General features: G+C 68.1%; 15 protein-coding genes. 4 read left to right on the forward strand and 11 right to left on the reverse strand.

Annotated elements, in window-relative coordinates:
- Positions 1-2,103, forward strand: coding sequence for a 4Fe-4S binding protein (locus VAR608DRAFT_RS02980; protein ID WP_088958564.1), 2,103 nt, complete (start codon positions 1-3; stop codon positions 2,101-2,103).
- Positions 2,100-3,110 (forward strand): FAD:protein FMN transferase, encoded by a 1,011-nt coding sequence (locus tag VAR608DRAFT_RS02985; protein ID WP_088952712.1) that lies wholly within the window; start codon positions 2,100-2,102, stop codon positions 3,108-3,110. The genes VAR608DRAFT_RS02980 and VAR608DRAFT_RS02985 overlap by 4 nt, the downstream gene beginning before the upstream one ends.
- A gap of 161 nt (positions 3,111-3,271) precedes the next feature.
- On the opposite strand, the gene VAR608DRAFT_RS02990 is transcribed toward VAR608DRAFT_RS02985, so the two are convergent.
- The 4 genes from VAR608DRAFT_RS02990 to VAR608DRAFT_RS03005 form a co-directional block, all read right to left on the reverse strand.
- A complete protein-coding gene (locus tag VAR608DRAFT_RS02990; protein ID WP_088952713.1) occupies positions 3,272-4,909 on the reverse strand; it encodes an electron transfer flavoprotein-ubiquinone oxidoreductase in 1,638 nt (545 codons plus the stop codon).
- A gap of 304 nt (positions 4,910-5,213) precedes the next feature.
- Complete coding sequence (locus VAR608DRAFT_RS02995; protein ID WP_088952714.1) at positions 5,214-7,754, reverse strand: TonB-dependent receptor; 2,541 nt, start codon at positions 7,752-7,754, stop codon at positions 5,214-5,216.
- 38 nt (positions 7,755-7,792) lie between these two features.
- On the reverse strand, positions 7,793-8,125 hold the full coding sequence (locus VAR608DRAFT_RS03000; protein ID WP_088952715.1) for a high-potential iron-sulfur protein: 333 nt from the start codon (positions 8,123-8,125) through the stop codon (positions 7,793-7,795).
- Positions 8,126-8,141: 16 nt separating this feature from the next.
- Positions 8,142-9,911 carry a PQQ-dependent methanol/ethanol family dehydrogenase gene (locus tag VAR608DRAFT_RS03005; RefSeq protein WP_088952716.1) on the reverse strand — a complete coding sequence of 590 codons (1,770 nt, stop codon included), beginning with the start codon at positions 9,909-9,911 and terminating at the stop codon, positions 8,142-8,144.
- Between the two features lie 256 nt (positions 9,912-10,167).
- On the opposite strand from VAR608DRAFT_RS03005, the gene VAR608DRAFT_RS03010 reads away from it, so the two are divergent.
- A complete protein-coding gene (locus tag VAR608DRAFT_RS03010) occupies positions 10,168-12,099 on the forward strand; it encodes a S9 family peptidase (protein ID WP_088952717.1) in 1,932 nt (643 codons plus the stop codon).
- Positions 12,100-12,104: 5 nt separating this feature from the next.
- Here VAR608DRAFT_RS03010 and VAR608DRAFT_RS03015 read toward each other — a convergent pair whose 3' ends face one another.
- Positions 12,105-13,787 (reverse strand): FAD-dependent oxidoreductase, encoded by a 1,683-nt coding sequence (locus VAR608DRAFT_RS03015; RefSeq protein ID WP_088952718.1) that lies wholly within the window; start codon positions 13,785-13,787, stop codon positions 12,105-12,107.
- 88 nt (positions 13,788-13,875) lie between these two features.
- On the opposite strand from VAR608DRAFT_RS03015, the gene VAR608DRAFT_RS03020 reads away from it, so the two are divergent.
- Positions 13,876-14,319 (forward strand): MarR family winged helix-turn-helix transcriptional regulator, encoded by a 444-nt coding sequence (locus tag VAR608DRAFT_RS03020; protein WP_231973175.1) that lies wholly within the window; start codon positions 13,876-13,878, stop codon positions 14,317-14,319.
- Positions 14,320-14,342: 23 nt separating this feature from the next.
- Here VAR608DRAFT_RS03020 and VAR608DRAFT_RS03025 read toward each other — a convergent pair whose 3' ends face one another.
- The 6 genes from VAR608DRAFT_RS03025 to VAR608DRAFT_RS03050 form a co-directional block, all read right to left on the reverse strand.
- Complete coding sequence (locus tag VAR608DRAFT_RS03025) at positions 14,343-15,524, reverse strand: ABC transporter substrate-binding protein (RefSeq protein ID WP_088952719.1); 1,182 nt, start codon at positions 15,522-15,524, stop codon at positions 14,343-14,345.
- A 90-nt stretch (positions 15,525-15,614) separates the two neighbouring features.
- Positions 15,615-16,556 (reverse strand): 2-hydroxyacid dehydrogenase, encoded by a 942-nt coding sequence (locus tag VAR608DRAFT_RS03030; protein WP_088952720.1) that lies wholly within the window; start codon positions 16,554-16,556, stop codon positions 15,615-15,617.
- Between the two features lie 25 nt (positions 16,557-16,581).
- Positions 16,582-17,556, reverse strand: coding sequence for a tripartite tricarboxylate transporter substrate binding protein (locus VAR608DRAFT_RS03035; protein ID WP_088952721.1), 975 nt, complete (start codon positions 17,554-17,556; stop codon positions 16,582-16,584).
- Between the two features lie 13 nt (positions 17,557-17,569).
- Positions 17,570-18,565 carry a Bug family tripartite tricarboxylate transporter substrate binding protein gene (locus VAR608DRAFT_RS03040; protein WP_088952722.1) on the reverse strand — a complete coding sequence of 332 codons (996 nt, stop codon included), beginning with the start codon at positions 18,563-18,565 and terminating at the stop codon, positions 17,570-17,572.
- A 19-nt stretch (positions 18,566-18,584) separates the two neighbouring features.
- Positions 18,585-19,568: a Bug family tripartite tricarboxylate transporter substrate binding protein gene (locus VAR608DRAFT_RS03045; RefSeq protein ID WP_088952723.1), complete on the reverse strand. Its 984-nt coding sequence runs from the start codon at positions 19,566-19,568 to the stop codon at positions 18,585-18,587.
- A gap of 37 nt (positions 19,569-19,605) precedes the next feature.
- Positions 19,606-20,316: a ribonuclease activity regulator RraA gene (locus VAR608DRAFT_RS03050; protein ID WP_088952724.1), complete on the reverse strand. Its 711-nt coding sequence runs from the start codon at positions 20,314-20,316 to the stop codon at positions 19,606-19,608.
- Positions 20,317-20,319: the final 3 nt, after the last annotated feature.

Raw genomic sequence — 20,319 nt, forward strand, 5'->3', positions numbered from 1 at the left:
ATGCCGCGGCCGTGGGTGTTCTGGGTCGCCACGATGCTGATCTGCCTTGCGGGCCACGCAGAGGCCGGCGTGATGACGCGCGCCGAGATCCAGAAGGCGCTGCCGTCGTCCTTGACCGTCGGCGAGCGCGATGCGCAACTGCCGGTCTGGCCGATCTTCAGGCAGGACGCGACCGAGACGGTGCTCGCGGGCTATGTCTTCGAGTCGATCGACTTCGCGCCGATTCCCGGCTTCTCCGGCACGCCGTTCAACCTGCTCGTCGCGCTCGATGCCAAGGGCACGTTCCTCGAGGTCCGCGTGCTCTCGCACCACGAGCCGGTGTTTCTCGAAGGACTGGGCGAAGCGCCCCTCATCCGTTTCGCCGACCAGTACCAGGGGCTCTCGCTGCGGCAGAACATCAAGATCGGCTCCAACGCCAACCGGGGCGAGGAAAGCGGCAGCGCCAACGTCTACATCGACGGCGTGGCCAAGGCGACGGCCTCGGTGCGCATCCTGAACCAGAGCCTGCTGTCGTCGGGCCTGCGCGTGGCGCGCGCCAGGCTGGGCTTCGCGGCGGCACAGGACCCCGACCGGGTCGCGCGTGTGCGGCAGGACAGCTATGCGCCGATGGACTGGGAGGCCCTGCGCGAGGCGGGTCTTGTCCGGCACGTGCGCATCACGCAAGACATGGTGGAGAAGGCCTTCGACGGCAGCGGTGTCGAGTTGCCGGTCGCCGGACACGAGGACGACAGCTTCTGCGACCTCTACATCGCCTACCTCAACGCACCGCCGGTCGGCCGCAACCTGCTGTCGGACGCCGGCTGGAAGCATCTGCTCGGGCGCATCGACGAGGGTGACCACGCCTTCCTCGTGATCGCCGCCGGCCCCTACAGCTTCGTCGGCGACCGCTTCGTGCGCGGCGCGGTGCCGGACCGCCTGACGCTGAAGCAGAACGAGCTGCCCCTGGAACTGCGCGACCTCGACCTGGACGAGCCGCTCGACCTGCCGGCGAGCCTGCGCGGCGCCGATGCGAAGGTCTTCCGCGTGATCGGCCCGGCGGGGCTCGATCCGGCGCAGGCCCTGGACTTCGCGCTGCGCGTGACGCGCGACAAGGGCATCGTCTACCCCGAACACATCGCGCGCAGCTTCGCGCTGCCGTACAGGCTGCCCGCGAGCCAGGTGACGATCCCGGCATCGACCGACAAGGGCTGGCAGGGCATCTGGCGCGCACGCGCCGCGGAGCTGGCAGTGCTGGCCGCCGCGCTGGTCCTGCTGGCGCTGGTGCTGGCCCGCCCCAAGTGGATCGTCGCCACGCCGGCGCGCCTCGCGCGCTTTCGCACCGGCTACCTCGTGTTCACGCTGGTGTTCATCGGCTGGTTCGCTCAAGGGCAGTTGTCGATCGTGAACATCACGGCCGTGGTGCAGGCCCTCGTCGCCGGGCGCGACCTGGGCTTCCTGCTCTACGACCCGATGACGGTGGCGCTGTGGGCTTTCGTCGCGCTGACGCTGCTCGCATGGGGACGCGGCACCTTCTGCGGCTGGCTCTGCCCGTTCGGCGCCTTGCAGGAACTGGTGGCCCAGCTCGCGCGCTCCGCGGGAATCCGGCGCATCCGGCTGCACCGCGAACTCGATGCGAAGCTCAAGCGGCTGAAGTACGCGGTGCTCGCCGTCATCGTCGGCCTGGCCGTGGTGTCGCCGGCTTGGAGCGATCGCGCGGTGGAAGTCGAACCCTTCAAGACCGCGATCACGCTGGGCTTCGTCCGATCGTGGCCCTTCGTGCTGTGGGCCGCCGGCTGGCTGCTCGCGGGCGCCTTCGTCTACAAGGGCTTCTGCCGCTATCTCTGCCCGCTCGGCGCCGGCCTCGGGCTGCTCGGGCGGGTGCGCCTGCTGCGCTGGATTCCGCGCCGCCGCGAATGCGGCACGCCCTGCCAGACCTGCCGCCACCGCTGCGAGTACCAGGCCATCCGGCCCGGCGGCGCGATCGTCTACGAGGAGTGCTTCCAGTGCCTGGACTGCGTGGCGATCCACGACAGCCCGCAGCGTTGCGCGCCGCTCATCGCCAGGGAACGCGAGCGCGTGATCCCGATCCGCCCGTTGCCGGCAACGGCGGGGAGCAAGGCATGAAGCGGCGCCAGCTTCTGCGCGTGACCTTGGGCCTCGGCGCGCTCGGCATCTTCGCGGGCCTGCCGCCCGCGGTGGCTTCGCTGCACTGGGCCCGACGCGCGATGCTGGGCTTCGGCACCACGCTCTCGCTGCAGGCCGGGCACGAGGATGCCGCCCTGCTGGAGCATGCGCTCGATGCGGCCGTGCAGGCGCTGCGCCGCATCGAGGGCCAGATGAGCCTCTTCGACCCCGACAGCGCGCTCTCGCGCCTGAACCGCGACGGCCTGCTGCACGCGCCGCCGGCTGAACTGGCCGAGGTCCTCGAGATCGCCCACAACGTCTCGCGCGACAACGACGGTGCGTTCGACGTCACGGTGCAGCCCCTGTGGCTCGCCTTCGCGGCCGCGCAGCGCGCCGGCCGCCTGCCCAGCCGGCAGGAGGTCCTGAGCGCGCGCGCCAGGGTGGACTGGCGGGCCCTGCAGGTCTCGCCGCACCTCGTCCGCTTCGACACGCCGGGCATGGCCGCGACGCTCAACGGCATCGCCCAAGGCTATGCGGCCGACCGCGTGCGCGCGGTGCTCGCATCGCACGGCGTGCGACATGCGCTGGTCGACGCCGGCGAGTTCGCGCCCCTGGGGTCCAACCCCGAGGCGCGCCGCTGGACGCTGGGCATCGCCGACCCGCACGAGGAGCACGCGCTGATCGCGCGGCTGTTGACCGATGGCCGGTGCGTCGCCACCTCGGCCGACAACCTCACGTTCTTCAGTGCCGACCACCTGCACCACCACATCTTCGATCCGCACACCGGCTATTCGCCCACCGGGCTCTCGGCCGTGACCGTGGTGGCCGACAGCGGCGCGCTGGCCGATGCGCTGACCAAGGTCTTCTTCGTGGCGGGGCCCTCGCAGGCACGCGCGATCGCGCATCGGTGGAACGTGGACGCCCTGTGGGTCGACAAGGCCGGACGCTGGGAGGCCACGCCGGGCCTGCGGATCGAGCGGGCAAGTGACCCTCCTGCGAGAGGATGACGGTCTCTTGGCGGCGTCGATGTTGACCCAGGGCAGCGGCACATGGGCCAACTGGTGCAGTACCGGGATTGGGGCACCGGCAAGCTACGTCAGGCTCGCATCGCAACATACTGTTCACGGCGAACGGTGCCGACAAAAGGCGCTCAGCGCCTTCCAATTGCTCACATGCCAGAGTAGTTCGGGCCCCCACTCCCTTCAGGCGTGACCCACACGATGTTCTGCGTCGGATCCTTGATGTCGCAGGTTTTGCAGTGGACGCAGTTCTGAGCGTTGATCACGAGTCTGTCGACATCATCCTGCTTGACGAACTCGTAGACCCCGGCAGGGCAGTAGCGCGCTTCCGGCCCAGCGTAAATCGCTAGGTTCACGTGCACGGGAACCGAGGCGTCCCTCAGGGTCAAGTGGGCGGGTTGCTGCTCTTCGTGATTAGTGTTGGACATGAACACCGAGCTCAGGCGATCGAAGGTCAGCTCGCCATCTGGTTTGGGATAATTGATCTTTGGGCACTTGCTTGCCGGTTTCAGATACCGATGATCGGCCTGGCTGGCACTCAGTGTCCACGGCGGAGACTTGATGCCCAGCCGCGGCAGCAACCAATACTCGATGCCGGTGCCCAGCGTTCCGCCTACGATGCCCCACTTGAACCAGCGCTTCCAATTGCGCGCCTGGTGCAGCTCCTTGTACAGCCAGCTGTTCTCAAAGGCCTCGGGATAGGCACGCAGCTCGTCGTGCTGGCGCTTGGCGGTGATGGCTTCAAAGGCGGCCTCGGCGGCCATCATGCCGGTCTTGATGGCGGCATGGCTTCCCTTGATGCGCGGGCCATTGAGGAAGCCTGCATCACAGCCGATCAACGCGCCGCCAGGGAACACCATCCGGGGCAGGCTCAACAAGCCGCCAGCGGTGATCGAACGCGCACCGTAGCTTAGGCGCTTGCCACCTTCTATGTGCTTGCGAATGGCCGGATGGGTCTTCCAGCGCTGCATTTCCTCGAACGGGCTGAGCCAAGGGTTCTGGTAGTTGAGGCCGACGATGAAGCCCAACACGACCTTGTTGTCTTCCATGTGATAGAGGAAGCCGCCACCGTATGTGTCAGCCGTGAGTGGCCAGCCCGCGGCATGCAGGACCAGACCCGGCTGCGCGCGCTCCGCAGGGACTTCCCACATCTCCTTGATGCCGATGGCGTAACTCTGCGGCGCCTTGCCTTCATCGAGCTTGAATTTGGCGATCAGTGGCTTGCTCAGGTGGCCCCTCGAACCTTCGGCGAAGATGGTGTACTTGCCCAGCAGCTCCACGCCGAGCTGAAAGTTGTCGGTGGGCGCGCCCGACTTGTCGACGCCCATGTCGCCGGTGGCCACACCCTTCACCGAACCATCGTCGTTGTAGAGCACCTCGGCCGCAGCGAAGCCGGAGAAGATCTCGACCCCCAACCTATCCGCCTGCTCGGCAAGCCAACGCACCAGGTTGCCCAAGCTGATGACGTAGTTGCCCTCGTTGTGAAAGTTGTCGGGCATCAGGAACGAGGGCGTGGAAAAGCAACGCGTCTCGGACAGAAACAGCGCCTCGTCCTTGGTCACCGGCTGGTTCAGCGGAGCGCCGAGTTCATTCCAGTCGGGGAACAGCTCACTCAGCGCAATTGGATCCATTACCGCACCCGACAGGATGTGCGCGCCCGGCTCGGACCCCTTTTCCAGCACGGCCACGCTGATGTCCTTGCCGGCTTTCTCAGCCAATTGCTTGAGCCTGATCGCGGTCGACAGACCGGCAGGGCCTGCCCCTACGATCACCACGTCGTATTCCATCGACTCACGAGGGCCGAACTGGGAAAGAATGATCTCGGATGTCAATTTTTATTTCTCCCTGAACAAATATGCTGGATCAGCCCCTCGATTGCCGTGCCTTGCAGGCGCGCTAAGCGGGCGGCTTGGAATGGTAGCTTCACCACCTAAGCGCGAATGGCGCATACCACAATGGGTTCTCAGGGGAATCTTTGTGCACTACCCAAATGCCACGCGATGCTTGACACGCAAGAGGGGCGCAGCGTGAAAGCCCTCACTGTCCACTCCGCGAGGGATGCCCACGTGCGCGTGGTCTGAAGGCGAGCTTCTAGCCACCAAAGGTATATCGCAGCCCCACCCACGCCGCGCGCGGCGCGCCCGGCGACATCAGGCTCGCGCGGCTCACCGGGTAGTCGCCGTTGGCGTTCTGCGGCAGCCCCCGTGCGATGTAGGCGCCGCCGGCGGTGAAGCCGTTCGCACCGAGCTGCCCGCCGGTCGTGTACCGGGCGTTGAACAGGTTCGCGATCTGCACGAAGAACTTCAGGTCGGCGCGCGGCTTGTAGTCGACCCCGAGGTTGAAGACGGCATAGCCCGCGCTGCGCCCCGGGCCGGTGTAGTACACGCCGTCGGGCACGTGCAGGCCGTTCTCGTTGCCGCGCAGGTTGGCGCCGCTCGATGCCAGCATGTCGAGGCCGATGCGCCACTGCGCGTTCGGCTCGTAGTCGGCGTAGAGCTTGAGCACCTGCGGCGGCAGCCCCGGGATGCGGTCGCCGGGCCGGATGCGGATGTTGCCGTCGGTCCCGGGAAAGCCGGCCAGCGCCTGGTCGTTGCTGCTGTTGCCGGAGCCGCCGATCGTCTCCGCGCTGCGGTAGGTCGCGTCGAGCAGCATGAAGTTGCCGCCCAGGGTCAGGCCGCGCGCGGGCTTGGCGCTCAGGCCCATCTCGACCCCCTGCCGGCGCGTCTTGCCGAAGTTCTTGAAGTAGCCGAAGCCGCTCGAGTTGTCCGCGACGAACAGCAGGTCGTCGCGGTTGTCCGACCGGAACACGCCGAGGTTCCAGGCGACGTCGGGCTGGATCACGCCGCGCAGGCCCGCCTCGAAGGTGGTGGTCACGACCTGCTTGAGCGGCGGGTCGCCCGCGAAGGAGTTGGGCAGCTTGCAGGGGGTCGACGGGTCGGCGCAGCCGAGCTCGATGGCCGTCGGCGCGCGGCTGCCCTGGTTGACGCCGGCATAGAGCGTAAGCGCCTGGCTCGGCGCGAAGGTCAGCCCGACCGCGGGGTTGAACCGGCTGAAGGTGGAGTGGCCGTCGAGCGAGCCGGGGCCGCCGCCGGGCTTGAGCTCGTCGGTGTTGTGGACGCTGGTGCGGTTGTAGCGGCCCGAGAGCGTGAGATGCGTGCGCGCATCGAGCGCGATGGTGTCGGTGGCATACACGCTGCCGGTGCTCGAGCGGCTCGACAGGCGCACGCGCGCGTCGAAGGCGTTCTCCGAATCCTGCGTGCCGTCGGCGAAGGCGCCGGGGCCGAACACCGGCGTGACGGTGCGGTCGGGGTTGATGTAGCCGAACTGCGTGCTCTGGCCGAAACGCACGCGGCTCGCGTCGTAGGCGGCGCCCATGACGAAGAGATGTTCGAGGCTCCCGGTCTTCGCTTCCGCCGAGAGCTGGCCCGCGAGGCCGTAGTTCTGCTGCCTGGTCTCGGTGCGGTTGATGAGGCCGTTGCACTTCTCGTTCGGCTCGGTGTTGAGCAGCGCGTTGGCGATGCAGCGCCATTTCGGAAACGGCGTGTTCGACGCGTTGGCGCCGCTCGCCGGATTGCCGGTGAAGCCCGCCGCGGCCAGCGCGGCACGCTCCGCAGCGGTCGGCTGGTAGACCGATTCGCTGAGCGCCGCGTCGTTGACGTCGCCGTTGAAGGTGCTGGTCCTGATATTGCGGTAGTAGGTGTTGCCGGACAGCGTCCAGGTGTCGTCGAGCGCCTGCGTCAAGGCCAGGTTGACGAAGGCCGACTTGTTGCGCGTGTTGTCGGGGATGGTGCGCACGCTGGCCCAGTCGCGCTGCAGTGCGCCGAGCTCCTGCGTGCCGTTGCCCGTGAGGTCGTTGTCGGCGAACGCGGTCGTGAGCGAAATGCTGCCGTCCCGCGTCACATGCCCGACCTTGGCGAAGAGTTGGCGCACGTCGGAGGGCGAGTCAACGCGCCAGCCCTTCTCGTGGAAGCGGTTGCCGCTCACGAACCAGTTCCAGCCGCTGTCCTTGTCGCTGCCGCCGGTCTCGAACTCGGCGGCCGCGCGGCCCCAGGAGCCGCCCATCACCTGCACCGAGGTTCCGGGGTTGTGCAGCCCGTCCTTGGTCTGGATGACCAGCGCGCCGCCCAGCGTGTTGAGGCCGAACAGCGGGTTGCTGCCGGGCATCAGGGCCACTGTCGAGATGGCCGAGCGGGGGATCAGGTCCCAGCTCACCACGTCGCCGAAGGGCTGGTTCAGCCGCACGCCATCCATGTACACCGACAGTCCCTGCGGCGTGCCGGGCAGCGGCGAGGCGGTGAACCCGCGGTAGTTGACGTCGGGCTGGAACGGGTTGCCCTGTGTCTCGTTGATCGTCACGCCGCCGACGGCGCGCGAGAGGTAGTTGGTCAGGTCGGGCGAGTGCAGGCGTTCGAGATCCGCATCGGTGGCGGTCTGCACGTTGGAGGGCACGTGGTCGCGCGGCACGTCCAGCCCCGGCAAGGGTGTCGGCGCGACCACCACCACGGTCGACAGTTCGGCCGGCGCGTCCGGGTCTTCTTCTTCCGCGACGGCCGGGGTGGACTGGCCCAGCAGCAGAGCGGAGGCTGCCAGCGGGGCCAGCGTGAAGGCGGGAAAGCGGACGCGCCGACGCATGGGTCGTGTCTCTTCGGGCGCGCGTCCGCTGCCCGGCTTCAGGCGCCGCCCGGCTTGGGAGCCCAGGCCATGCACCAGCCTTCCGAGGCGATCTGCTTGCGGCCGAACATCGCGCAGCCGGCCCAGGCGTCCGTCGCGGCCCCCTGCCACATCGCACAGTTCGCGCAGCGCTGGGTGGCCGCGTGCTTCGGATACTTCTTCGCGTCGACGGTCTTGGTGTCGTGCTTGTAGCCGAGGCCCACCGCGGTCTCGTCGGACTCCTCGACGTGCGGGGCGGCGGCGAGCGCCGCCACGGGCACCAGCGCCACGATGCAGCTGCCGGCCAGCGCGCGGCCGGTGAAGGTCCTGCGCGTGATGTTGATGTCGTTCATGCCGTTGACCCTCGCCTCAGTTGGACGCGACCCGCGTCGCGCCGCTCGCACCGGGAATCTTGAAGACCCAGACCATGCCGCCCTGCTCGAGCAGGTTGACCCGCTTGGCCACCTCGCCGCCCCACAGCGGCACCGCGCCGCCCCAGCCGGAGACCACGGCGACGTACTGCTCGCCGCCCTGCATCCAGGTGACGGGCGGGGCGACGATGCCCGAGCCGGTCTGGAACTGCCAGACCACCTTGCCGGTCTTCGCATCGGCCGCCTTCAGGTAGCCCTCGGGCGTGCCCCAGAACACCAGGTTGCCGCCCGTAGTCAGCACGCCACCCCAGAGCGGCGCGGCGTTCTTGACTTCCCAGGCCATCTTGCCGGTCTTCGGATCGATGGCGCGCAGCGAGCCGATGTAGTCCTCGTTGAGCGGCTTGATCGTGAAGCCGGCGCCGAGATAGGCCGCGCCCTTCTTGTACGCGACAGGCTCGTTCCAGATGTCCATGCCCCATTCGTTCGCGGGCACGTAGAACATCCTGGTGTCGGGGCTGTAGGCCATCGGCATCTGGTTCTTGCCGCCGAGGAAGCCCGGCGCGGCGAACACCGAGCTGCCCTTCTTGCCTTCCGGCGCCGCGGTCGGATCGCCGGGGCGGTTCTCGGCGATGAAGTTGGGCCGCCCGGTCTTCAGGTCGATGCTGCTGGCCCAGGTGATCTTCTTGACGAAGGGGAAGGCGTTGATGAGCTTGCCGGTGGTGGCGTCGTTCACGTAGAAGAAGCCGTTGCGGTCGGCCTTGCCGCCCACGCGCTTGCCGTCCATGTCGAAGGTGACGAACTCGTTGACGCCGTCGAAGTCCCAGCTGTCGTTGGGCGTGCCCTGGTAGCTCCACTTGATCTGGCCGGTCTTGACGTCGATCGCCACGGTCGAGCACGAGAACAGGTTGTCGCCCTCGCGCAGGTGGCTGTTCCAGGGGGCGGGATTGCCGGTGCCGAAGTAGGCCAGGCCGGTCTTGGCATCGTAGGTGCCGCCGAGCCAGGTGGTCGCGCCGCCGGTCTTCCACAGGTCGCCGGGCCAGCTCTTGTTGACGGTGCCGGAGATGCCGTTTTCCTTCTTGTTGCCGTCCTTGTCGTAGACGTAGCCCATGTGGCCTTCGACCGTCGGGCGGGTCCAGATCAGCTTGCCGGTCCGGGGGTCGCGCGCTTCGACGCGGCCGACCACGCCGAATTCGCCGCCCGACACACCCGTCAGCAATACGCCGTCGGCAATGAGCGGCGCCGCCGTGGCCGAGTAGCCGGCGGCGTAGTCGTCGAACTTCTCCTTCCAGACCACGTCGCCGGTGTTCTGGTCGAGCGCGACCAGTTGGGCGTCGAGCGTCGCGAAGATCACGAGGTTGTCGTAGAGCGCAGCGCCGCGGTTGACCACGTCGCAGCACGGCATGATGCCTTCGGGCAGGCGGTGCTCGTACTTCCAGAGCTTCTTGCCGGTGGCCGCGTCGAGCGCAAAGATGCGCGAGTAGGAGGCGGTCACGAACATCTTGCCGTTCGCGATCACCGGCTGCGACTCCTGGCCGCGCTGCTTCTCGCCGCCGAACGAGAAGGCCCATACCGGCAGCAGCTTCCCGGCATTGGCCGAGTTGACCTGCTTGAGCGGCGAATAGCGCTGGCCCTGGGTGTTGATCCCCCAGGTGAGGACGTTGCCTTTGGCCGTGGCTTCGGACTGGATCATCTGGTCCGTGACCTGGGCGTGGGCCGTTGCGGCGGCCAGACCAACCGCGATGAGGGCGGTCAAGAGCTTCAGTTGCATGGGGTCTCCTTGCGGGGTGGATCGTGGGTCGCGGGAGCGCTCGCAGTGCGCCCCCTCCGCGGTTTGAGGGGCAAGTGCCATGCCATGCGCCAGGACCCGTCACAGGCCGCGCCAGCGGCCCCTCGGCGGCCCCCGGCGTGCGGGTTTTCCCGTTGAACTGCTACAGGGTTGAACAATCGCGCGAAGGCGAGCGTGACATCGCGCCACAGCGGCCGCCTTCTGTTGCGCACGCCATCGCTGATGGAACAATCGGCGCATGCCCGATCCCGTCACCGCACCGTTCGGCACCTGGACTTCGCCGATCACCGCCCGGCAGGTGGCCTGCGCCCAGACCACGCTCGCCGATGTGCTGCTGGACCGCGGCGAGGTCTGCTGGATCGAGGGCCGGCCCATGGAAGCGGGACGCCAGGTGCTGGTGCGGCTCGGGCCGGACGGCAAGCGGATCGACGTCACGCCGGCCCCCTGCTCCGCGCGCACGCGGGTCCATGAATACGGTGGCGGCGCAGCCCTGGTGTCGCAGGGCAGCGTGTACTTCTCGAACTTCGCCGACCAGCGCCTCTACCGCATGGACGGCAACGGCCCGCCGGTGGCCCTGACACCTCCATCCGAAGGCGCCGCGCTGCGCTATGCCGACGGCCTGATCGACGCTGGGCGCCGTCTGTGGATCGGCATTCGCGAAGACCATCGCGCGCCGGACACCGAAGCGGTCAACGAGATCGTGGCCGTGAGCCTGGACGGTGGCGATGCCGGCAAGGTGCTCGTGCACGGAAGCGACTTCCACGCATCACCACGCCTGAGCCCTGACGGGACGAAGCTCGCCTGGCTGGCGTGGAACCATCCGGACATGCCATGGACCGCGGCGGAACTCTGGCTCGGCGAGTTCGACGGCGTCGCGGTTTCCAACGCCACGCGCATTGCCGGCGGCCCGGACGAATCGGTGTTCCAGCCCGAATGGTCGCCCGACGGCCTGCTGCACTACGTATCGGATCGATCGGGCTGGTGGAACCTCTACCGGCGCGATGCCGACGGGACCTGCAACAACCTGTGCCCGCGGGCCGCGGAGTTCGGCCGCGCGCAATGGGGCTTCGGCATGTCGACCTATGCCTTCGTGTCGGCGCATGAACTCGTGTGCACCTACATCGAGGACGGCGTTGCCCGCCTCGCGCGGCTCGACTCACGCAATGGCACGCTCACGCCGTTCGATCTGCCCTACACGGATTTCTCGGCCGTGCGGGCCAGCGGCGGCAAGGTGGCATTCAAGGCCGGGGGGCCGCATGTTGCGGCAGCCGTGGTCGTGCTCGACGCAGCCACCGGTGCTGCAAGCGTCGCCTGGAGCGCGGCCAGCGTGACCGACGACCCGGCGCTGCAGGGCCATGTGTCGGTGCCGCGGCTCATCGAGTTCCCGACGCCTCGCGGCCGGACCGCCTTCGCCCTGTTCTATCCGCCGGCCAATGCCGGCTTCCGCGGCCCTCACGGCGCGCTGCCGCCGCTGGTGGTCAAGTGCCACGGCGGTCCCACCTCGTCGGCAGCCAAAAGCCTCGACCTGCGCACCCAGTTCTGGACCAGCCGCGGCGTCGCCGTCGTCGACGTGGACTACGGCGGCAGCACGGGCTACGGCCGCGCCTACCGCGAGCGCCTGCACCGGATGTGGGGTGTCGTCGACGCCGAAGACTGCGCGGCGGCCGCGTCGTACCTCGCAGCGAGCCAGCAGGTCGATGCGACGCGCATGGTGATCACCGGCGGCAGCGCCGGGGGATTCACGGCCCTGCGTTGCCTCACGCATGAAGACCCGGCGATCCGCGCGTGCTTCCGGGCCGGCGCGAGCCACTACGGCGTGAGCGACCTCGCCGCGCTCGCGCGCGACACGCACAAGTTCGAATCACGCTACCTGGACTGGCTGGTCGGGCCGCTGTCCGACCCAGAGCCCTATCTCGACCGCGCGCCGGTGCGCCATGCCGACCGCCTCTGCGCCCCCGTCGCGTTCTTCCAGGGCGCGGAAGACAGGATCGTGCCGCCCAGCCAGACCGAGCTGATCGTGGCGGCCCTGCGCGCGCGAGGCATCCCCACGCTCTACCTGCTCTTCGATGGCGAGCAGCATGGATTTCGGCAGGCCGTGAACATCGAGCGGGCGCTCGAAGCCGAAGCCGGTTTCTTCCAGGCCGAGGCCTTCGGCAAGGACGCCGGCTGAGGATCTCAGCCGGCCGCCGTCGGCAGCGCGCGGCCGGTGACGCGGGCCAGCACGCGCTCGGCGTCGTCCGCGCTGGAGCCGCGCCAGGCGACGATCTGGTCGGGCCGAATGAGCGCGAGCGGCGCTTCGTAGAGCGCCCGAAGGGCGGGCTCGGGAAGGCGCACCACGCGCAGATCGGTGCCCGCGGCGCGTGCCGCGGCTTCGAAGGCCTCGGTCGCTGGAGCATCGGGACCCAGCACCAGCAGGGTCCACTCGGCATGGAACAGGTCGAACAACGAACGCCCATCGTCCAGCCAGGCATGGGGCGGACGGCCGCCGGGGCTGGCCGTCGGGGTGTAGGCGTTCGGTTCGTCCGGCGGCAGCGCTGCGCCATCGCCGACGATGATGGGCGAGCCGTCGTAGCGTCCGCCAAAGGTCACGCCGGGGATGTTGAATTCGAGGCGTGCGTGCTCGACCAGGTGGCGCGATGCGGTTGCACGCTCGGCCTCGCCGCGCGCGGAGTCCTCGTCCAGTTCGGGCTTGGCCGCGAACAAGCCCACCGAATCGGCGAAGCGGCGCGCGTAGCCGGTGTTGCGTTCCGCCAGCGGCTTGCGCTCGGCCTCATAGCTCTCCAGCAGCGCCGACGGCGCCTTGCCGCGCACCACGCTCGCCAGCTTCCATCCGAGATTCACCGCATCCTCGACCGCCGTGTTGTAGCCCAGGCCTCCGGTGGGCGTGAACAGATGGGCGGCGTCGCCCGCGATGAAGACGCGGCCGCGCTGGAACCGCTGGGCCACCAGGGCATGTCCCGCCAGCCAGGTTCCCATCGACAGGATCTCGATCGGCACCTCGGCACCGACGGCCTCGGCGAAGACGCGGCGCGCATCGGCCTCGGTCCAGCCGTCGGCGTCCTCGCCGGGGCGCAGCGCGGCGTGGAACGCGTACTCGCCCTCGCCGTCCACCGAAGCCATGAAGGCACGCCGCTCATGATTGACGGCCACGTACATCCACGCCTTCGGATGGGTGAGGACCGACAGGAAGCGAGGCGCACGCAGATAGACGGCAAACATCTTGCCGCCCATGAACTCGCGCTGGATGCCGGTCACGCCGCCCCACTCGATACCCAGCTGCTGGCGCACGAAGCTGCGCGCGCCATCGGCGCCGACCAGGAACCGGGCCCGCACCTCCTGCGCCGCGCCGCTCGCGCTGGGCCTGATCGTGGCGCTGATCGTGGCGCCATCGTCGCCAAAGCGCTCGAGCCGCCAGCCGTAGCGCAGGTCGGCGCTGGGCCACGCCTCAGCATGCCGGCGCAGGGTCTCTTCGACGAATTTCTGCGACACCCGATGCGGCAACTCGGCGGCGCTCCACGAGCCCGTCATCGTCCGCACCTTGACGATCGCCTCTGCCGCGGTGGGCAGGCTGATGCGGGCCAACTCGTGCGCCGAGTAGCGGGTGAAGTAGGCAATGTCGGTCGGATGGTCCGGCGGCAGCCCCTCAGCGCGGATCTCGTGCGCGAAACCCAGCCGGCGGAAGTGCTCCATGGTGCGCGCCTGCGTCGCGTTGGCCTGCGGGTTGAAGGCGGTGCCCGGCTTGGCATCGATCAACAGGCAACGGATGCCGCGTCGGCCCAGCTCGTTCGCGAGCATCAGGCCACACGGACCGCCGCCGGCGACCAGGACGTCCGTCTCGAGGATGGGTGGTTCAGTCATTTATTTAGGTTACCAAACTATCTGGCTGGACGCCAGCTCCCATGGCAAGGTATAAACAGCGAACCACCAGCCATGAAGGGAGCCGAGATTGGATGAAAGTTGGCGCACCAGGAACGCCGGCAGGATCCTCGGCAATGCCTTGCGGCGCTTCGAGGAGCGCGTGCTGGCCCTCATGGCGGACAGCGGCTACACGCAGACGCGCCGCTCGCACGTCAATTTCACGCGGCATCTGGACCTCGAGGGGACCCGCATCACCGAACTGGCGCGGCGCGCCGCGATGACGAGCGCCGCCATGACCGAACTCGTCGATCAGTGCGTGGAGATGGGTCTGGTCGAGCGCGTGGAAGATGCTTCCGACAAGCGCGTGCGCATCGTCCGCTTCACGCCCTGGGGACGAAAGTGGCTCGCTGCATTCGGCCGGGCCGTTGCCATTGCGGAGTCGGAACTCGCCAGTGAAGTGGGCGCACGGAACCTGTCGGTGCTGCTGAAAGCGATGCGCCGCTACGGAGAAGGCCCCGCGCAGGACGAGTAGGTCCGGGGTCCTTCAACCTTCGCTCACTTCGCCTTGCCCGGATCCTTCACGGCCTTCTGGACGTCGAACTCCACGTTGTACAGCTTGCCGCCGACGCGTTCGACCTTGCGGATATAGACATCCTGGACGATGTCGCGCGTCTGCGGGTCGATCAGCACGGGACCTCGGGGGCTTTCGAACTGCTGGCCCTTCATCGCGTTGACCAGGGCATCGCCGCCGGCCCCGTTCGTCGCCTTCAGCCCTTCCATGATGACGCGCATGCCGTCGTAGCCGCCGACCGCCATGAAGCTGGGCCGCATGCCCTTGTTGGCTTTCTCGATCCCGTCGACGAACTTCTTGTTCAACGCGGAAGGATGCGCGGCGGAATAGTGGTGCGAGGTGATGGTCCCCAGCGCGACGTCGCCCATCTGCCCGAGCACATCGTCATCCACGATGTCGCCGGTCCCGATGAGCTTGATCCCGGCCTTGTCCAAGCCGCGTTCCGCGTACTGCTTCATGAAGATGGCCGCCGAGTCGCCGGCCGGCAGGAAGAGGAAGATCGCATCCGGATTGGCATCCCTGGCGCGCTGCAGGTAGGGCGAAAAATCGTTGGTGATCATCGGCATCCGCAGTGCCTCGACGACCTGGCCGCCTTTCGCGACGAACTGCTCCTTGAAGGTCGTTTCGGCATCGACGCCCGGCGCGAAGTCCGAGACCAGCGACACGACCTTCCTGATCTTGTTGTTGGCCGCCCAATCGGCCACCCCGACCGTCACCTGCGGCAGCGTCATGCTGGTGCGCACGATGTAGGGCGACTTCTCGGTCACCGAGGACGTCGCCGCCTGCATGACGACCATCGGCGTCTTGCTCTGGGTCGCGATGGGCGCTGCGGCAAAGGCCTGTGGCGTCAGGCCAAAGCCGGCCAGAACGGTGACCTTGTCGTTCAGCACCAGTTCCTGCGCCAGCCGCTTGGTGGTGGCAGGCACGCCGGCGTCGTCCTTGACCACGATCTCCACCTTGCGGCCCGCGACGGTGTCACCATGCTCCGACAGATACAGCGACGCCCCGGCCTCGACCTGGCGCCCCATGTAGGCGAAAGGCCCGGTCACGGGGACGACCAGCCCGACCTTGATCGGATCTGCCGCAGCGGCCGGTCCGGATGCCACGGCAGCCGCCGCCATGAGCGCGAGCGCGGCGGCATGGGCCGCGAGTCTTCTGGAAATCATGCTGTTCTGCTCCTCGGTTCCAGATAATTAGGCTACCAAGATAATTGCCCAGCATCGGGCCTTACCCGGAGGGCGAACAGCGCCTCGGACTCAGGGCACGGCGACCCTCACCCTGCCGTCGGCGAAGAAGCTGCGCAGGTTCTCGAGCACGAGGTCGGCCATCGCCTGGCGGGTTTCGCGGGTGGCGCTGGCGACGTGCGGCAGCAGCACCACATTGTCGAGCGCGAAGAAGGCTTCGGGCACCTCGGGTTCCTTCTCGAAGACATCGAGCCCCGCGCCGGCGATGCGGCCGCCCCGCAGCGCATCGAGCAAGGCGGCCTCGTCGACGACCGAGCCGCGCGAGATGTTGATGAGGAAGCCCTCCGGGCCGAGCGCTTCGAGCACGCCGGCATCGACCAGCTTGCGCGTCTCGGGCCCGCCGGCGCTTGCGACCACGAGGAAGTCGGCCCAGTTCGCAAGGTCCTTCAGCGTGGGCTCGTAGGCGTGCGGGCTGTCCGGCAGTTCGCGGCGGTTGTGATAGCGCACCGCCATGTCGAAGCCGCTGGCGCGCCGTGCGATCACGCGGCCGATGCGGCCCATGCCGAGGATGCCGAGCTTCTTGCCGGAGATGCGCGTGGTCAGCGGATACTGGCCCTTGCGCCAGCCGCCGCGGCGCACGAAGCGGTCGGCGGCCGAGAAGCGGCGCGCCACGTCCATCAGCAGCGCGAAGGCGGTGTCCGCCACGCAGTCGTTGAGCACGTCGGGCGTGTAGCCGACCGGGATGCCACGCTCGCGCGCACGGGCGACGTCGATCGTCTCGTAGCCGACACCGAAGCTGGAGATCACGCGCAGCTTGGGCAGCGCGTCGATCAATGCGCGTTCGGCGCCGTAGCGGGCCGAGCTGGCAAGCCCGACGAACTCGTGGCCGTGCGCTGCCAGCCAGGCGCTGTTGTCCGCGTCGGGGTCGAGCACATGCACGTCGTAGTTGTCGGCCAGCGCGCTTTCGAGCTGCGGCAGCAGGCGGCCTTTCTGGAGGATGCGGGGCTTGGTCATGCGTTCGCTGTCTTTCGGTTCGGATTCATTCGGGATGGATGCCGGCTTCCTGCGCGACCTTGGCCCACTTGCCCAGTTCCTCTGCGATGAAGGCGGAGAACTGCTCGGGCGTGCCGCCCACCGGCTCCACGCCGGCATCCATCAGCCGCTGCTTCACGTCTGGCAGTGCGAGGATGCGCGTCGTCTCGGCGGCGAGCTTGGCCACGACCGGCTTCGGCGTGCCTGCAGGCGCGAGCAGGCCACCCCAGGTGCTGGTTTCGTAGCCCGGCAGGCCGGCTTCGGCCATGGTCGGCACGTCGGGCAGCATCGCGACGCGCTTCGACGTCGTGACCGCCAGCGCGCGCAACTTGCCGGCCTTCACCTGCGTGCCCACCGCCGCGAGCGTGTCGAACATCAGCGAGACGCGGCCGCTCAACAGGTCCGGATGCGCGAGCGTGCTGCCCTTGTAGGGCACATGGACCATGTCGATGCCGGTCATGCTCTTGAACAGCTCGCCGGAAAAATGCGGTGCGCCCCCCGAGCCGCTCGACGCGAAGGAGAGCTTGCCCGGGTTGGCCTTGCCGTAGGCGATCAGCTCCCTGAGGTTCTTCGCCGGGAACGACGGCGAGACCACCAGCACCAGGGGAACGACATGCGTCTGAACCACCGGCTCGAAGCTCTTCTGCGTATCGAAGGGCAGCTTCTTCACCATCAGCGGGTTGATGGCATGGCTGCTCGCGACCAATGCGAGCGTGTGCCCGTCCGGCGGGCTCTTGGCGACGAAATCGGTGCCGATGATGCCGGTCGCGCCGGCCCTGTTGTCGATCACCACCGGCTGGCCCCAGCTGTCGGACATCTTCTGGCCGATCAGGCGCGCGGCCAGATCGATCGCGCCGCCCGGCGAGGCCGGCACGACGATGGTCATCGGTTTGGTCGGGAAGGTTTGCGCTTGCGCGAGGCCGAATGCAGCGAGCGCTGCGAAAAGGACGGGCGCGACTGCGAGCGTTCTGCGACGAAGCATCAGGTTCCTCCAGTCACTCGACACGCACGTTGCGCGCCTTGATCACACGCGCATAGCGGTCCTTGTCGGCATCGATGGTGGCCTGCAGTTCGGCCGGCGTGGTGCCGCGCGGCGTGGCGCCTTGCGCAACGAGCTTGTCGCGCACGTCGGGCAAGGACACCACTTCCTTCACCGCGGCCGAGAGCTTGTCGATGATCGGCTGCGGCGTGCCTGCAGGTGCCAGCAAGGCGGCCCACGAGCCCGATTCGGCATTCGCGATGCCCTGCTCGGCGAGCGTGGGCACCTCGGGCATGCCGGGCGATCGCGTCGGGCTCGTCACCGCGAGCGCGCGCAGCTTGCCCGTCTTCACGTAGCTGGAAGTTTCCAGGATCGAGGCGAAGAGCATGTCGACATGCCCGGCCATGAGGTCCGACATCGCGGGGCCGCCGCCCTTGTACGGCACGTGCGTGAGCTTGGCGCCGGTGGCCTGCTGGAAGATCTCGGCGGTGAGATGCGGCGAGCCGCCGCTGCCGGAGCTCGCGAAGGTGTACTTGTCGGGCTCCGCCTTCGCCAGCGCGACCAGTTCCTTCGGTGTCTTGGCAGGCACCTTGGGATTGACCACCAGCGCAAAAGGCAGGTCGGCGAACAGCGAGATCGGCGCGAAGGCCTTGTCCGCGTCGTAGGGCATCTTCGGGTAGAGCGACTGGTTGATCGCCTGCGTGCCCACATTGCCCACCAAGAGCGTGTAGCCGTCGGGCTTGGCCCTGGCGACCGCCTCGGCGCCGACGATGCCGCCCGCGCCGGTGCGGTTGTCGACCACGAAGGTCTGCTTGAGCTTCTCGCCCAGCTTGGTGGCAAGGATGCGTGCGGCGATGTCGGTGCCACCACCCGGTGCGAAGGGCACGACGATGGTCACGATGCGTTCGGGGTAACTGCCCTCTGCGCGCGCAACCACCGGCGCGAGGGCGGCGCCCAGGGTGCCGAGCGCCAGGGCCACGATCGAACGGCGTGCGAATCTGCTTGTCTGCATGCTTGCCTTTCTGGAGTGCTCAGTCCGCGGTCGCGCCCGACTTCTTCACGAGCTCGGCCCAGCGCGGGATCTCGCGCGCCATGAAGTCGCGCAGTTCCTCGGGCGAGCTGCCGACGAGTTCCATGGCGAGCTGGTCATGCAGCTTGGCCTGCACGTCGGGCTGCTTCAGCGCGCTGACGATCTCGGCATTCAGGCGATTCACGATCGGGCGCGGCGTGCCCTTCGGCACGTACACCGCCTGCCATGACGACATCTCGAAATTGGGCACGCCCGACTCGATCATGGTCGGCAGGTCCGGCACCAGGGCGATGCGCTTGCCGGTCGTCACCGCGAGCAGCTTGAGCTTGCCGCTCTTGACCAGCGGCATCGCGGCGGTCACCTGGTCGAACATGAAGGGCACGAGGCCGGCCGCCACATCGGTCATCGCGGGCGGCGTGCCCTTGTACGGCACATGGGTCAGCTTGACGCCGATCAGCTCTGCGAACAGTTCGCCCGCAAGATGCGTCGAGGTGCCGGCGCCCGACGAGGCGAAGGTGCGCTTGCTCTCGTCCTTCTTGAGCAGCGCGATCAGCTCGGCCACCGAATTCACGCCGAGCTGCGAGTTGACGATGAGCACGTTGGGCAGGCGTGCGACCAGCGAGACCGGCTCGAAGTCCTTCACCGGGTCGTAGGCGAGCTTCCTGTAGAGGCTCGCGTTGATCGCGTGCGTGCTGATGGTGCCGCCGAAGAGCGTGTAGCCGTCGGGCGCCGCCTTCGCGACGTAGGCCGCACCGACGCCGCCGGCTTGTCCAGGCCGGTTGTCGATGACGATCGACTGCTTCAGGTTCTCGGACATCTTCTGGGCCAGCGTGCGGCCGACGATGTCGGTCGAGCCGCCGGCCGTGAATGGGACCACGTAGGTGATCGGCTTGGCGGCGGGCCAATCGGCAGCGTGTGCGTGCAGCGAGGCAAGGGTCGGCAGTGCGCAGGCTGCAGCGAGCAGCGCGCGGCGGAGGAAGGTCATGGTTTGTCTCTCTTCGTGGATTGGTCGTAAGGGACGCTCAGCGCCCGCGGGCTTCGCGCCAGGCGGCGAAGTCGATGCGCGACTGTTCGTCGGTGGGCGGATAGAGGCCGAGGATGGAGCGGCCTTCCAGCACCTTCTCCTGCACGAAGTCCTCGAACGCGGTCATCTCGGTGGCCTCGGCCGCGATCTCGTCGGCGATGGCCGCCGGGATCACGATCACGCCTTCGGCATCGCCGACGATCACGTCGCCGGGCCAGACCGGCGCGTCGCCGCAGCCGATCGGCACGTTGATGTCGATGGCCTGGTGCAGCGTGAGATTGGTCGGCGCGCTGGGCCGGGTGTGATACGCGGGGAACGGCAGCTTCGCGATGTCGGGGCTGTCGCGAAAGCCGCCGTCGGTCACCACGCCGGCCGCGCCGCGCTTCATCAGGCGGCTCACGAGAATGCCGCCGGCCGATGCGGCGCGCGCATCCTTGCGGCTGTCGATCACCATCACCGCGCCCGGCGGGCACTGCTCGACGGCCTGTCGCTGCGGATGCTGGCGATCGAGGAACACGCTGATCGGGTTCAGATCTTCGCGCGCCGGGATGTAGCGCAGCGTGAAGGCCTCGCCCACCATGTTCGGCAGGCCGGCGTTGAGCGGGCGCACGTCCTGGATGAACTGGTTGCGCAGTCCGCGCTTGAAAAGCGCGGTGCAAAGGGTGGCGGTGCTGACCTTCATCAGCTGCTCGCGGGTCTTGGGATTCACTGG

The sequence above is a fragment of the Variovorax sp. HW608 genome (assembly GCF_900090195.1).
Taxonomy (GTDB): domain Bacteria; phylum Pseudomonadota; class Gammaproteobacteria; order Burkholderiales; family Burkholderiaceae_C; genus Variovorax.

Excerpts from the sequence above, each read along its gene's own strand:
- VAR608DRAFT_RS02985 (WP_088952712.1), top strand. The coding sequence starts at position 2,100 with ATGAAGCGGCGCCAGCTTCTGCGCGTGACCTTGGGCCTCGGCGCGCTC.
- VAR608DRAFT_RS03030 (WP_088952720.1), bottom strand. The coding sequence starts at position 16,556 with ATGACCAAGCCCCGCATCCTCCAGAAAGGCCGCCTGCTGCCGCAGCTC.
- VAR608DRAFT_RS03045 (WP_088952723.1), bottom strand. The coding sequence starts at position 19,568 with ATGACCTTCCTCCGCCGCGCGCTGCTCGCTGCAGCCTGCGCACTGCCG.
- VAR608DRAFT_RS02990 (WP_088952713.1), bottom strand. The coding sequence starts at position 4,909 with ATGGAATACGACGTGGTGATCGTAGGGGCAGGCCCTGCCGGTCTGTCG.
- VAR608DRAFT_RS03015 (WP_088952718.1), bottom strand. The coding sequence starts at position 13,787 with ATGACTGAACCACCCATCCTCGAGACGGACGTCCTGGTCGCCGGCGGC.
- VAR608DRAFT_RS03010 (WP_088952717.1), top strand. The coding sequence starts at position 10,168 with ATGCCCGATCCCGTCACCGCACCGTTCGGCACCTGGACTTCGCCGATC.
- VAR608DRAFT_RS03040 (WP_088952722.1), bottom strand. The coding sequence starts at position 18,565 with ATGCAGACAAGCAGATTCGCACGCCGTTCGATCGTGGCCCTGGCGCTC.
- VAR608DRAFT_RS03005 (WP_088952716.1), bottom strand. The coding sequence starts at position 9,911 with ATGCAACTGAAGCTCTTGACCGCCCTCATCGCGGTTGGTCTGGCCGCC.
- VAR608DRAFT_RS02980 (WP_088958564.1), top strand. The coding sequence starts at position 1 with ATGCCGCGGCCGTGGGTGTTCTGGGTCGCCACGATGCTGATCTGCCTT.
- VAR608DRAFT_RS03025 (WP_088952719.1), bottom strand. The coding sequence starts at position 15,524 with ATGATTTCCAGAAGACTCGCGGCCCATGCCGCCGCGCTCGCGCTCATG.
- VAR608DRAFT_RS03035 (WP_088952721.1), bottom strand. The coding sequence starts at position 17,556 with ATGCTTCGTCGCAGAACGCTCGCAGTCGCGCCCGTCCTTTTCGCAGCG.
- VAR608DRAFT_RS03000 (WP_088952715.1), bottom strand. The coding sequence starts at position 8,125 with ATGAACGACATCAACATCACGCGCAGGACCTTCACCGGCCGCGCGCTG.
- VAR608DRAFT_RS02995 (WP_088952714.1), bottom strand. The coding sequence starts at position 7,754 with ATGCGTCGGCGCGTCCGCTTTCCCGCCTTCACGCTGGCCCCGCTGGCA.